We start from the raw sequence: 11,967 nt of genomic DNA on the forward strand, positions 1-11,967 counted from the left end.
CGCTTAAGTGAACAGCATTGGCGCCTTGCGCCGGTCTTGGCATCACAGTTTCTTCAGCTGTTCGGGCAGTGCGGCAAACACCTCTTCCCTGGCCCTGAGGGAGGCAAACTGCTTGCCAGGCTTCTGGATGACGGTGTGGACGAAGATGAGCTTCTTGTCCTGCTTGCTGGCCCAGCCGACGAACCAGCCGATCTGCTGATCCCGGTCGAGGCTGCCATCCAGCAGTTTGGGGTAGCCCATGCCGGTCTTGCCATGGATCTGCCAGCCATCGATGTCGGGTTGACGCAGGATATTGGCCGTGTGCTGCAGCGTCTGGGCGGAGACCGGCAGCTTGCCGCTCACCAGTTTGCCGAGAAAGCGTGCCTGCTCCTGGGGGCTGATGGCAAGGCTGGAACTGAGCCAGGCCTGGGTCAGGCCGTCATGTTTGCCAGGGTTGCCCGAGAGATCCCGGTTGCCGTAGTCGAAGCGGTCCACGTATTGCTGGAAGCGCGCCGCCCCCAGCCACTCGGTGAGGCGTTGGGAGTACCAGATCACCGAATAGGTCATCCAACGGCTCGGGGTGGTGGTCTGCTTCCATTCCGGCAGGAAGTCAGGGTCACCGGCTTTGAATGGCAGAGCTGGCAGTTGCTCATCCACCAGGAAGCCGCTGTCATAGCCCATCAGCGCCAGCGGGATCTTGAAGGTGGAGGCGACTGGCTGGCGCAGTCACCCTGGGCACTGAAGGGCTTGCCGCTACCATCGGCAAACAGCATGCAGCCGGTGGCGGCGCTGGCGGGCAGGGAGCAGAAGAGGCCGGCGGCAAGCAGGCTGGATAACAGAATGCGGGACATGAACATCTCCTTGATTCATCAGAACGCGGGTAGACGGGTCCGGGCAGGACCCTATCCGAGGAGGCGCAGCTTAGCCCGGTTCTGTGTGTTCGGTGTGAAGTTCCCTTCAGCCGGTAGGTAACCAGAGCTCGGCCAGCACGCCGCCTTCCGGCTGGTTGCCCAGGGTCAACCGACCGCCGTGCTGGCGGGCCACCTCGGCGGCAAAGCTGAGCCCCAGGCCGCTGCTCTTGCCCTTGTCGGGCCTGGGCAGGGAGTAGAAGCGCTCGAAGATGCGTGGCAGCGCGTAGTCCGGAATGCCTGGCCCCTGATCCCGCACCCGGAAGCAGTACCCCCCCTCCTCCGTGGCGCCGCTCAGCCGGATATGACTCCCGGCGGGTGAGAAGTCGAGGGCGTTGTCCAGCAAGTTGCCCAGCGCCTGCTCCACCAGCAGGGGATCCCACTTCTGCCTGGGGGCGTCGGCGAGCTCTGCCGTCAGGGTAATCTGGCGATGGACTGCGACTATCTGGCGGGCATCGAGCGCCCGCCTGCCCAGCGTGGCAGGGGCTGTGGCCTGTCTGTCCAGCCCCGGCCCCGATTCGAGACGCGCGAGCTGCAGCATGCGCTCGATCAGCTGCTGCATGCGGGCCGTCTCCAGATTGATGTTGCCGATAAAGCGCCGCGCCACCTCGGGGGGCGGTGCCTCGGCGAGGATCTCCCCTGCCCCGCGGATGGCGGCCAGTGGGCTCTTCAGCTCGTGGGTCAGGCTGTGCACATAGGCTTCGATATAGGCCTTACCATCCAGCTGGCGGCGCATGGTTTCGAGGGAGCGACCGAGGCGGTCCAGCTCGGGGCTGTGGAGCCTTGGCAGACTGGCGGGCTGGCCCTGGCTGACCGCATCGGCGTAGTGCACCAGCTTGCCGATGGCGCGGTTGAGCCACCACACCAGCAGGGTGCCGATGAGCAATGAGATGAACAGCAGCAGGGCGGCCCCCTGCAATAGCTGGTGCTCGCTGCGCTCTATCATGGGCAGCAGGGTGCGGTTGGGCTTGGCAACCGTGAGAGAGCCCAGGATCTCCTCCCCCTCGCGCAGGGGGGCGGCAACGTGCATCACCGAGCTGGCGGGATCGTCCGGATCGCTGCGGGTGCTACGGGCGCCGTATTCGCCGCGCAAGGTGCGGTAGACGTCGTTCCAGCGCGAATAGTCCTTGCCCAGATCCACCCCGTCCGAGTCATAGACCACCTTGCCTTTAGCGTCGACCACATAGATGCGGTACTCCGCCTGCTGTTTGAGGTGTCCGTCGATCAGGGCGTTGATGGGGCTCTGGTTGAGGCGGGAGAATGCGCTGGCCAGCCGGCCATCCGCCATCCTCCCCTCCTGCAGATCGTCCAGGGCCAGGGGGGCCAGCAACTGGGCCATGTCCACCAGGGTATCCTCGGTGGCGCTGCGCACCCCGGGTTTGATCTCCTCGACGAAGATCTCCAGCACGAACCAGGCGGCCAGGGCGAAGATGAGCACCAGGCCGCACAGCAGTTGCAATCCGATTCTCATCTCATCCCCCGGCCGGTGCCCGGCACCCCAGAGTTCATGCCAGCTCCAGGCTGTAGCCCAGCCCGCGGTGGGTCAGGATCAGATTGGCCTCGGAGTCCCGCTCCCGCAGCTTGGCGCGCAGGGTTTTGATGTGGGTGTCGACGGTGCGATCCAGGCTCTCTTCGGCCCCGCTCCACACCAGATCCATCAGTTGCTGGCGGGAGTAGACCCGGCCCGGTGCCTGCATGAGGGTCTTGAGCAGCAGGTATTCGTAGCGGGTGAGGGTCAGGGGCTGACCGTGGAAGCAGATGCGGGCCCGCTCCTCGTCCAGTGCCAGCAATTGGCTCGGTTGGGGGATTATGGGCTGGCTGCGGCGTAGTATCACCCTTATCCTGGCGCACACCTCCCGCGGCGAGAAGGGCTTGGCCACGTAGTCGTCGGCCCCTATCTCCAGCCCGATCAACCTGTCTATCTCCTCGCTGCGGGCGGTGAGAAACATCAGGGGAGTGTCGGTCAGGGCCCGCACCTGCTTGCACAGCTCGAAGCCGCTGATGTCCGGCAACCCCACATCCAGGATCAGAAAATCCGGGCGCGACCGTTCCAGTCGCGCCAGCAACGGCTGGCCGAGGGGGAACCACTCCACCTCGAAACCATCGGTCTGCAGGGCATAGATCAGGGTGTCGGCGATGCTGGCCTCATCTTCCACCAGCCAGATGACTCGTTTTTGCATGGCGTCCTCGTCACAAATCGGCCTGACCATTCTGGCATCGAACCAAATCGGATCCTATTTGCCGTTTGATTTTTCCCAAAAAGGTATTAATATTTCGACATTCTTTCGAATCGAAACTTTAAGATGACCAAACGCAACACTCAACAGCGCCGTCACACCATAGTGACCCTGGTGCAGGAACAGGGCGAAGTCAGTGTCGATGCCCTGGCCAAGCACTTCTCCACCTCGGAAGTGACCATCCGCAAGGATCTGGCCGTGCTGGAGACTGGCGGTCTGCTGCTGCGTCGTTACGGTGGTGCCGTGCCCCTACCGAGCGAGATGGTGGTGGACAGCAATCCTGATCAAGTTTCGAAACGAAAGCTGGCCATCGCCCGTGCCGCCGCCGAGCGCATCCGCGATCACAACCGCGTCATCATCGACAGCGGCAGCACCACCAGCGCCATGATCCCCATGCTGGGCAGCAAGCGCGGGCTCATCGTGATGACCAACTCCCTCAACGTGGCCGGCGCCCTGCGCGAGCTGGAAAACGAGCCTACCTTGTTGATGACCGGCGGCACCTGGGATCCCCACTCCGAATCCTTCCAGGGGCAGGTGGCGGAGCAGGTGCTGCGCTCCTATGACTTCGACCAACTGTTCATCGGCGCCGACGGCATAGACCCGGAGCGGGGTACCACCACCTTCAACGAGCTGGTGGGCCTCTCCAGGGTGATGGCCGAGGTGTCCCGCGAGGTCATCGTCATGGTTGAGTCGGAGAAGATTGGCCGGAAGATCCCCAATCTCGAACTGCCCTGGTCGAGCATCCATACCCTGGTGACCGACGAGGGGCTGGCCAGCGAGGCCAGAGCACAGATCCAGGCCAGGGGGATCGCGCTGATTTGCGCTCCCGTGGCGGTTTAACTCAAACATCCAACTATCCAAACGAATTTCCGTTTTTACCTCTTGAGGAGAAGTCTATGTGTGGCATCGTCGGGGCCGTCGCCCAACGTGATGTGGCTGAAATCCTGGTAGAAGGCCTGCGCCGTCTGGAATACCGCGGCTATGACTCCGCCGGTGTGGCGGTGTTCAGCGCCGATCGGCCGCTGCAGCGAGTGCGCCGTCTGGGCAAGGTGGCCGAGCTGGCCAAGGCGCTGGAAGAGCAGTCCGTCCATGGCGGCACCGGCATTGCCCACACCCGCTGGGCGACCCACGGCGAGCCCTCCGAGCGCAATGCGCACCCCCACGTCTCCGAGCACATAGTCGTAGTGCACAACGGCATCATAGAGAACCACGAAGAGCTGCGCAGCCAGCTGCAAGGCATGGGCTACGAGTTCAGTTCCGACACCGACACCGAGGTGATCGCCCACCTGGTGCACCACGAGCTGAAATCCGCCCCCAGCCTGCTGGCGGCCATGCAAGTCACGGTGAAGCAGTTGCGCGGTGCCTATGGCACCGTGGTGATGGACAGCCGTGACGACAGCCGCGTGGTAGTAGCCCGCTCCGGCTCCCCCCTGGTGATAGGTCGCGGCATCGGCGAGAACTTCATCGCCTCCGACCAGATGGCCCTGCTGCCGGTGACCCGCCGCTTCATCTTCCTTGAAGAGGGAGACGTGGCCGAGGTGACCCGTCGCGACGTGCACATCTTCGATACCAATGGCAACGCCGTGGTACGCGAGGAGCTGGAGTCCGAACTCTCCCACGACGCCGGTGACAAGGGCGAGTACCGCCACTACATGCTCAAAGAGATCTACGAACAGCCCAAGGCCATCACCAACACCCTGGAAGGGCGTCTGGGCACGGATCACGTGGTGGTCGAGTCGTTCGGCAACGGCGCCCGCGCCATCTTCGACAAGGTGGAGCACGTCCAGATCGTGGCCTGCGGCACCTCCTATAACTCCGGCATGGTGGCCCGCTACTGGTTCGAAGAGATCGCCGGCGTCTCCTGCGACGTGGAGATCGCCTCCGAGTTCCGCTATCGCAGGTCCGTGGTGCGCCCCAACAGCCTGCTGGTGACCCTGTCCCAGAGCGGCGAGACCGCAGACACCCTGGCGGCCCTGCGCCTGGCCAAGCAGTCCGGTTACATGAGCTCCCTGGCCATCTGCAACGTGCCGGGCTCCTCCTTGGTGCGGGAATCGGATCTGGCTTTCATGACCCGCGCGGGGGCAGAAATTGGGGTGGCCTCCACCAAGGCGTTCACCACCCAGCTGGCTGGCCTGCTGATGCTGGTGGCCTCAGTCGGTCACTGTCGCGGCAACCTGAGCGCCGAGGCCGAGGCCGAACTGGTCAAGGCGCTGCAGGCCCTGCCGCTGCGCATCAAGGAGAGCCTGGCGCTGGCCAAGCAGATCGAGACCCTGGCCGAAGAGTTCGCCGACAAGCACCACAGCCTCTTCCTCGGCCGTGGTAGCCAGTACCCCATCGCCATGGAGGGGGCGCTCAAGCTGAAAGAGATCTCCTACATCCACGCCGAGGCCTATGCCGCCGGTGAGCTCAAGCACGGCCCGCTGGCCCTGATCGATGCCGAGATGCCCATAATCGTCGTGGCGCCGAACAACGATCTGCTGGAGAAGCTCAAGTCCAACGTGGAAGAGGTGCGCGCCCGCGGCGGCATCCTCTACGTGTTCGCTGACGCGGACGCCGGCTTCAAGAGCGACGAGACCATGCGGGTGATGAGCCTGAATCATGTGGAAGAGATGATTGCCCCCATCGTCTATACGGTGCCGTTGCAGCTGCTCTCCTACCACGTCGCCCTCATCAAGGGCACCGACGTGGATCAGCCGCGCAACCTGGCGAAATCCGTGACCGTGGAATAAGCCGTTGTCAGACATGAAAAAAGAGCCGCTGTTGCGGCTCTTTTTGTTTGGCTGGCGGGGTTGCCGTTACGACAGCCGCAGGTTGGTGATGGTCACGTCGTCCAGCGAGGGCACTATGATGCCGCTGGAGATGCTCTTGGCGATCGCCTGGTTGCGGTTCTTCGAATCCGTCTTGTTGGTCACCTGATTGAGGTGGAAGTTCACTGTGCGCTCGCTGATGCCGAGTATGGTGGCTATCTCCCAGGAGGTCTTGCCCTCGCTGGCCCAGAACAGGCACTCCTTCTCCCGATCCGACAGCTCGGCCAGATGCTTCATCAGGTCCGGCCTGCTCTTTATCAGCTGCAGCGCCGCGTTGAAGATGTAGCTGGCACAAAATGAGAGCATGGGAACGTTTTCAAACATCAGGTCAGAGTTGGACCTTTCCTTGCTGATGAAGGAGAGGATGCCGTGTTCCCCCTGAGGGGTGTGCAGCGGGAAGGAGACACCGTTTCTCACGCCAAAGTCGGCGGCGAGGTTCATCACTTCCCGGCTGGCGCTGGGCAGCCAGGGGGAGTCGCAGTCGAGCTTGTTCCAGAAGATGGGCTGGGTCTGCTTCAGGCCCAGGAAGACCACAGGATCCTGGGTCAGGTAGTGCCGCTCCGTGTAGGCATCAAACCAGCTGGTCGGGCAGTTGTTGAACAAGGCCACGTGTGATTTCTGCATGCTGATGGGGAAAATGATCAGCAACCTGAAGTAATCAAATCCCATCTGATGGCTGAAGCGCTCCAGTTGTTGCTGGATGTCGCTGGTTTTCTTGGCCTTGGTGAACCGATCGATGTGTTCCCAGATCGCATCGTTAAACATGTAAGTCTCCTTCTTCGACCACTTATCATCCTGATCGAAAAGACATTTTTTAGTTATTTAAAATGGTGTTGTGACTACCAGCGCCAGTTGTTCCCGTGCTTGTCTAAAAAGTATCCTGTTTTTTCAGCCACAGGCCAAGAAAATCATCTGATTGCCACTGGCACGACTCTTTGAGACAATGAGAATAGTTATCATTGTTAAGATTGTGTACCATGAAAAAGATCTGGGGTCTGGCCTTGTTGCCATTGGCCGTTCATTTCGTCGCCTCGGCAGACGATCTGGTCGCGCCCGCACTGAAAAACAGCATCGCGGATGGGAAAGCCTCCCAACAGCGCGTAGAAAAGGCGGCCGATGCCGCCGTTGCCGCCCGGCTGGAGCTGCAAAATGCCCAGCTGCAACTGCGCGATCTGGAAGCCTACAACCGCTACATGCAGTCTCTGGTGGCCGATCAGCAGAATGAGCTGGGCAAGCTGACTCAACAGCTGGAAGCAGTGCAGGAAACCCGTCAGGGCCTGATCCCGCTGATGTTGCAGATGCAGGCGGATCTGGAACAGCTGGTGCAGGATGACATTCCCCTGCGCAAGGAAGACCGTCTGGCGCGGGTCGAGCAGCTGAAGGTGACCCTGGCCCGGGCGGACGTGAGCGAGGCGGAGAAGTTCCGCCAGTTGCTGCAGGCCTACCAGATCGAGGCCGAATACGGCAGCCGGATGGATGCCTATCCCGCCCAGCTGGCGCTGGATGGTGCCGAGCGCCGGGTCGATGTGCTGGCGCTTGGTCGCGTCTCCCTGCTGGCCATGACAGCCGATCGCACCCAGGCCTGGCGCTGGTCCGCCGAGAGCAAGGCCTGGTTGCCGCTGGATAGCGAGTGGTTCACCCCCCTTGCCGATGCGCTGGACATGGCGGCCGACAAGAAAGTCCCGCAACTGTTGCATCTGCCCCTGTCTGTCGCGCGTAGCCAGGAGGCTCAGTCATGAAATGGTTCCCCCTTCTGATCACCCTCTCCCTCTGCTCCCAGCTGGCCCTTGCCAATGAAGAGTGGCAACAGCAGGAACGGGCCCGCGAGCAACAGGCACAGCAGGATCTCGCATCAGTCTCCACCGAATTGCACAGTGCCCGCGCCAGGCTGGCTGAGGCCCAGCGCCTGAGCAAGGAGCTGGCCGGCCAGTTTGCCAGCAATGAAAAGCAACTGGTCGAGCTCAACACCCGCTGGGAGCAAGCCTCCGGCGACATGAACGAGATCTTCGCGGTGACCCGTCAGGGCGCCAGCGATGCGGTCAAGCTGCTGGATGACTCCTCGGTGCAGGGCCAGTATCCGGATCGCCTGACAGCCTTGAAGGCGATGGCCCAGGACAAGCAGGTGCCGGATCGCGCCGCCCTTGCCCTGCTGCCCGCCACCCTGTTGCAGGAGATCCGCGAGTCGGGTCGGGTTGTCCAGTTCGATGGCAAGGTGCTCAATGCCCAGGGCGCGGCCAGTGAGCAGGCGCTGACCCGGGTCGGCAGCTTCGCGCTGTTTGACAGCGAAGGCTTCCTGCAACCGAGCGGCGAAGGGCTGATCCCTGTACTGGGACTGCCCGCCGGCTTGTTGTCCGAGCTGACCGCCTATCAAGGCAAGGAAGGCGAGGCGTTGCCGCTGGATCCCTCCCACGGCGTCCTGCTCGAGATGCAGGCCCAGGCACCGACCTTCTGGCAGCAAGTCCAGCAAGGGGGCCAAGTAGGCGCCATCATAGTGCTGCTGGCCGCCATCGGCCTCGGCATTGCCGCCGTACGGCTCTGGACCCTCTCCCGCGAACTGACCCTGGTGCGTCGCCAGCTCAAGAGCGGCGAATACCACGCCGACAACGCCCTCGGTCGGGTGCTGACGGTGGCGGACAAACACCCGGAGCTGAGCATGGAGACCCTCGAACTGCGTCTTGATGAGGCGATCCTGCAGGAGACCCCTCGCATGGAGCGTGGCATCGGCATGGTCAAGGTGATCGCGGCCATTGCCCCCATGCTGGGGCTGCTCGGTACTGTCACCGGCATGATAGGCACCTTCCAGGCCATCACCCAGTTCGGTACCGGCGATCCCAAGATCATGGCGGGCGGCATCTCCATGGCGCTGATCACCACGGTACAGGGGCTGGTGGCCGCCATTCCGCTGATCCTGGCCCACAGTCTGCTGCAATCCCGTTTCACCGAGCTCTCCAACGTGCTGGAGCAGCAGGTCGCCGGCATTCTGGCCGAGCGGGCCGAGAATAACGGGGACGGGATGGAGCGGGTGGCATGATGGTCGACATCTGGCAACAGTTGCAGAGCTTCATGGGCCGTGGCGGCCCCGTGCTCTGGGTCATCCTGGCCTTGCTGGTGCTGATGTGGATTCTGATGATCGAGCGGCTGCTCTACCTCAATCTGGGCTTCAGCCCGCTGCAGCGGCAGCTGTTCGGCCGTTGGCAGGGGCGCAGCGAGCGTCACAGCTGGCACGCTCGGGCAATCCGCAGCCGCTGGCTGGCCGAGGCCGAACTCGAGCTCAACCGCCATCTCATCTTCATCCGCACCCTGGTGGTGCTCTGCCCCATGCTGGGCCTGCTCGGCACTGTGACCGGCATGATAGGCGTATTCGATGCGTTGGCCGCCGCCAACCGCTTTAACCCGGAGAGCATGGCGGGCGGGATCTCCCGCGCCACCATCCCCACCATGGCAGGCATGGTGGTGGCGCTCTCCGGCGTGTTGTTACTCAGTCGGCTCGAGAGCCAGGCCAAGCGTGCGCTGGCCAAGACCCGGGACGGCCTGCGAGAAGAGAAGGTAATGCAATGAGACGGCAATCCAAACGCCAGCGTGATGAAGTGCAGATCGACATGACCCCCATGCTGGATATCGTGTTCATCATGCTGATCTTCTTCATCGTGACCACCTCCTTCGTACGGGAAGCCGGGCTAGAGGTGCACAGGCCCCAGGCGAGCCAGGCCAAGGCGCAGAAGTCCTCCAGCATCATGCTGGCGATCGGCGCCCAGGGGCAGATCTTCCTCGACCGCAAACAGGTGGATGTGGAGCGGGTGCAGGCCAGTCTGGCCCGCCTGCTGTCGGAGCAGCCCGAAGCCAGCCTGGTGATCCAGGCCGATGAGCGGGTGCCCCATGGCAAGGTGGTGCGGGTGATGGATGAGGCCAAGGCGGCAGGCATCGCCAATATCGCCGTGGCGGTGGCGCCGAAATGAAGTTCAAGCTGATGAGCCTGGGGCTGGGGATTGCTCTCAGCCTGGGGATCCTGCTGTTTATGGCCACGCTGGTGGAGCCGCCCAGAGGGGAGAAGGCGAGCGCCGAGCAGAAATCCATCGTCATCAACATGCAGACCGAGGTGAACGAGGTGCAGGTGCGCGAGCGTCCGGTACCCCAGGAGCCGGAACCCTTGCCGGAGCCTCCCGCCGCTCTGGCGTCCACGCCCATGCCCATGCCGGCGGCAGCGCCGCTGCCCTCGGTGCAGCCCAGCCTGGATCTGGTATCCAGCCTGAGCGCGGTGCAGGTATCTGCCCCCGGGGTCGCAACCAGCCCTACCCCGGTGGCGAGCGGCAGCTTCCATGGTCAGTCACAAGGCGCGGGCATAGGGGTCGGCGACATGCTGACCCCTTTGCAGCGGGTCGAACCCGTCTATCCCTATCGGGCCCAGCAGGCCGGCATAGAAGGTTCGGTGACCCTGCGCTTCACGGTCGATGCCGAGGGGCGGGTACAGGATGTGGAAGTGATCGAGGCCAAACCCAAGCGACAGTTTGAGCGGGCGGCGATTCAGGCCGTCAGCAAGTGGCGCTACCAGCCAAGACCGGGTGCCACCGACAAGCTGGTGCAAACCATCAATCTCAAATTCAAATTGGAGTCGTAACCATGTTGCGGATCTGGATCTGTCTGCTGGCCCTGGTCAGCCAAGCCTGTCTGGCCATGGAAGTGAGCCCTCATTTCTCCCGTCAGCTGGAGCCCGTGATGAAGCTCTATCAGTCGGGTCAGTGGCAACAGGCCCAGAACAAGGCGACCGGGCTCAAGCCTGGCTCCGATGCCGAGCGCGCCTGGCTGGCCCAGTTGCAGGCTTCACTGGCGGCCAACTTGCAGCAGACCGCACAGGCGAGTCGCTACGTGGAACAGGCGCTGGCCTATAAAGAGTGGCCCGAGCAGCAGCAGCTCCAGTTGCTGCGTCTGCGTGGGGATATCCAGGCGCAGCAATCCAACTGGTCAGGCGCCATCGCCAGTTACAAGGCTGCACTGGCACTCAAGTCCGACGATGTCTTGCGCTTGCGTCTGGCCGGCCTCTATTACCACAACAAGCAATATGGCGAGGCAGTCAGCCAGAGCGAGCAGTTGCTGAAGAAGGGTTGGCACAAGCAGACGGCGATCATTCGCCTCTCCGCCCTCACCGCCCTGCAACGTTATGGCGCAGCGGCAGAGCAGGCGGAACAGCTGATCCGCCACGAACCGAAAGAGAGCAAGTGGTGGCAACAGGCGGTATCGCTCAACCTTTCCGCCAAGCGCGGAGACAAGGCGCTGGCGCTGTTGCAGACCGCCATCGACCGTCAACTGATGGATGATGCCGCCGCCCGCAACCAGCTGATCCGGCTCTATGCCTGGCAGGGGTTGCCCTATCGCGGCGCCCGTCTGCTGGAAGCGGCCATGGCCAAGGGACAGATGAAGGCGAGTGCCGAGAACCAGCAACTGCTGGCCCAGTTGTGGGAAGGTGCCCGCGAGTGGCCCAAGGCGGTAGATAGCTGGCAACTGCTCGCCAAACAGCATGCTCAGCCCAATGCGGCCATGCGCGTCGCCGAGCTGTTGCTGCAACAAGGCAAGACAGAAGCCGCCATGACCCAGCTGGTGGCCATGAAGTCAGCCAAGGGTGAGCAGGGCAACAGAGCCAAGGCACTGCTGGTGCAGGCACATCTTAATAAGGAGCAGTATGCCCAGGCGCTGGAGCTGGCTCGCGAGCTGCAACAGCATGACAACTGGCAACAGCGGGCGACCAGCTGGGTCAACTACATCCAGGCCCAGACCGATGGGGTGAACAAAAAAGCGGCATGAAACGGAGCTAAAACTCGCATTTCATGAGGTTCAGCCTGCTTTTTCAGCAAACGAACGCATTTTTACAAAAAGCCCTTGTCATCCCGGCGCGGCTCCCTATAATGCGCCCCTACCAGCACGGCGGAACACGCCAAACTGATGAGCCAGCTTCCTTGTGAAGCAGGCGCCGAAAGAAAAGCGAAAACAACCGCTTGACTTTCGAAGTGAGGAGCGTAAGATGCGCCTCCTCAACGCGATAAG

The 11,967-nt window shown here is 62.6% G+C and carries 11 protein-coding genes and 1 pseudogene; 8 read left to right on the top strand and 4 right to left on the bottom strand.

The genetic code is table 11. The features are described 5' to 3' along the window. Positions 1-42: 42 nt before the first annotated feature. The 3 genes and pseudogenes from blaOXA to blrA all read right to left on the bottom strand — a co-directional run bounded on the left by blaOXA (position 43) and on the right by blrA (position 3,067). Positions 43-830: pseudogene (gene blaOXA / locus BN1127_RS17540) on the bottom strand (OXA-427 family carbapenem-hydrolyzing class D beta-lactamase). Positions 831-936: 106 nt separating this feature from the next. Beyond that, the gene (gene blrB, locus BN1127_RS17545) at positions 937-2,358 is read right to left on the bottom strand and encodes a beta-lactam sensor histidine kinase BlrB (RefSeq protein ID WP_041206634.1); all 1,422 of its coding nucleotides are present in this window, start codon (positions 2,356-2,358) and stop codon (positions 937-939) included. A 34-nt stretch (positions 2,359-2,392) separates the two neighbouring features. Beyond that, entirely contained in the window at positions 2,393-3,067 is a 675-nt protein-coding gene (gene blrA / locus BN1127_RS17550) for a beta-lactam response regulator transcription factor BlrA (RefSeq protein WP_041206636.1), read from the bottom strand. Positions 3,068-3,190: 123 nt separating this feature from the next. On the opposite strand from blrA, the gene BN1127_RS17555 reads away from it, so the two are divergent. Together BN1127_RS17555 and glmS are read left to right on the top strand one after the other, a co-directional pair. Further along, positions 3,191-3,964, top strand: coding sequence for a DeoR/GlpR family DNA-binding transcription regulator (locus BN1127_RS17555; RefSeq protein ID WP_042650286.1), 774 nt, complete (start codon positions 3,191-3,193; stop codon positions 3,962-3,964). Positions 3,965-4,020: 56 nt separating this feature from the next. Further along, on the top strand, positions 4,021-5,853 hold the full coding sequence (glmS, locus tag BN1127_RS17560) for a glutamine--fructose-6-phosphate transaminase (isomerizing) (RefSeq protein ID WP_042650287.1): 1,833 nt from the start codon (positions 4,021-4,023) through the stop codon (positions 5,851-5,853). Between the two features lie 66 nt (positions 5,854-5,919). Here the strand turns inward: glmS and BN1127_RS17565 are convergent, their stop codons facing one another. Then, positions 5,920-6,696, bottom strand: a complete 777-nt coding sequence (locus BN1127_RS17565) for a LuxR family transcriptional regulator (RefSeq protein WP_005326226.1) — start codon at positions 6,694-6,696, stop codon at positions 5,920-5,922. A 212-nt stretch (positions 6,697-6,908) separates the two neighbouring features. Between BN1127_RS17565 and BN1127_RS17570 the strand changes: the two genes are divergently transcribed. The 6 genes from BN1127_RS17570 to BN1127_RS17595 are packed head-to-tail and all read left to right on the top strand — an operon-like array spanning position 6,909 to position 11,727. After that, positions 6,909-7,670, top strand: a complete 762-nt coding sequence (locus tag BN1127_RS17570; RefSeq protein WP_005326225.1) for a DUF3450 domain-containing protein — start codon at positions 6,909-6,911, stop codon at positions 7,668-7,670. Beyond that, a complete protein-coding gene (locus BN1127_RS17575) occupies positions 7,667-8,962 on the top strand; it encodes a MotA/TolQ/ExbB proton channel family protein (RefSeq protein ID WP_042650288.1) in 1,296 nt (431 codons plus the stop codon). The genes BN1127_RS17570 and BN1127_RS17575 overlap by 4 nt, the downstream gene beginning before the upstream one ends. Beyond that, entirely contained in the window at positions 8,959-9,489 is a 531-nt protein-coding gene (locus tag BN1127_RS17580; protein WP_005326223.1) for a MotA/TolQ/ExbB proton channel family protein, read from the top strand. The genes BN1127_RS17575 and BN1127_RS17580 overlap by 4 nt, the downstream gene beginning before the upstream one ends. Then, positions 9,486-9,887 (top strand): ExbD/TolR family protein, encoded by a 402-nt coding sequence (locus tag BN1127_RS17585; protein ID WP_005326222.1) that lies wholly within the window; start codon positions 9,486-9,488, stop codon positions 9,885-9,887. Before BN1127_RS17580 ends, BN1127_RS17585 begins: the two co-directional genes overlap by 4 nt. Beyond that, positions 9,884-10,546 (top strand): energy transducer TonB, encoded by a 663-nt coding sequence (locus tag BN1127_RS17590; RefSeq protein WP_042650289.1) that lies wholly within the window; start codon positions 9,884-9,886, stop codon positions 10,544-10,546. The genes BN1127_RS17585 and BN1127_RS17590 overlap by 4 nt, the downstream gene beginning before the upstream one ends. A gap of 2 nt (positions 10,547-10,548) precedes the next feature. Then, on the top strand, positions 10,549-11,727 hold the full coding sequence (locus BN1127_RS17595) for a tetratricopeptide repeat protein (protein WP_042650290.1): 1,179 nt from the start codon (positions 10,549-10,551) through the stop codon (positions 11,725-11,727). Positions 11,728-11,967: the final 240 nt, after the last annotated feature.

The sequence above is a fragment of the Aeromonas media genome, from assembly GCF_000819985.1.
In the GTDB taxonomy this organism is placed as follows: domain Bacteria; phylum Pseudomonadota; class Gammaproteobacteria; order Enterobacterales; family Aeromonadaceae; genus Aeromonas; species Aeromonas media.

Excerpts from the sequence above, each read along its gene's own strand:
- BN1127_RS17555 (WP_042650286.1), top strand. The coding sequence starts at position 3,191 with ATGACCAAACGCAACACTCAACAGCGCCGTCACACCATAGTGACCCTG.
- BN1127_RS17580 (WP_005326223.1), top strand. The coding sequence starts at position 8,959 with ATGATGGTCGACATCTGGCAACAGTTGCAGAGCTTCATGGGCCGTGGC.
- BN1127_RS17575 (WP_042650288.1), top strand. The coding sequence starts at position 7,667 with ATGAAATGGTTCCCCCTTCTGATCACCCTCTCCCTCTGCTCCCAGCTG.
- glmS (WP_042650287.1), top strand. The coding sequence starts at position 4,021 with ATGTGTGGCATCGTCGGGGCCGTCGCCCAACGTGATGTGGCTGAAATC.
- BN1127_RS17595 (WP_042650290.1), top strand. The coding sequence starts at position 10,549 with ATGTTGCGGATCTGGATCTGTCTGCTGGCCCTGGTCAGCCAAGCCTGT.
- BN1127_RS17565 (WP_005326226.1), bottom strand. The coding sequence starts at position 6,696 with ATGTTTAACGATGCGATCTGGGAACACATCGATCGGTTCACCAAGGCC.
- BN1127_RS17570 (WP_005326225.1), top strand. The coding sequence starts at position 6,909 with ATGAAAAAGATCTGGGGTCTGGCCTTGTTGCCATTGGCCGTTCATTTC.
- blrA (WP_041206636.1), bottom strand. The coding sequence starts at position 3,067 with ATGCAAAAACGAGTCATCTGGCTGGTGGAAGATGAGGCCAGCATCGCC.
- blrB (WP_041206634.1), bottom strand. The coding sequence starts at position 2,358 with ATGAGAATCGGATTGCAACTGCTGTGCGGCCTGGTGCTCATCTTCGCC.
- BN1127_RS17585 (WP_005326222.1), top strand. The coding sequence starts at position 9,486 with ATGAGACGGCAATCCAAACGCCAGCGTGATGAAGTGCAGATCGACATG.
- BN1127_RS17590 (WP_042650289.1), top strand. The coding sequence starts at position 9,884 with ATGAAGTTCAAGCTGATGAGCCTGGGGCTGGGGATTGCTCTCAGCCTG.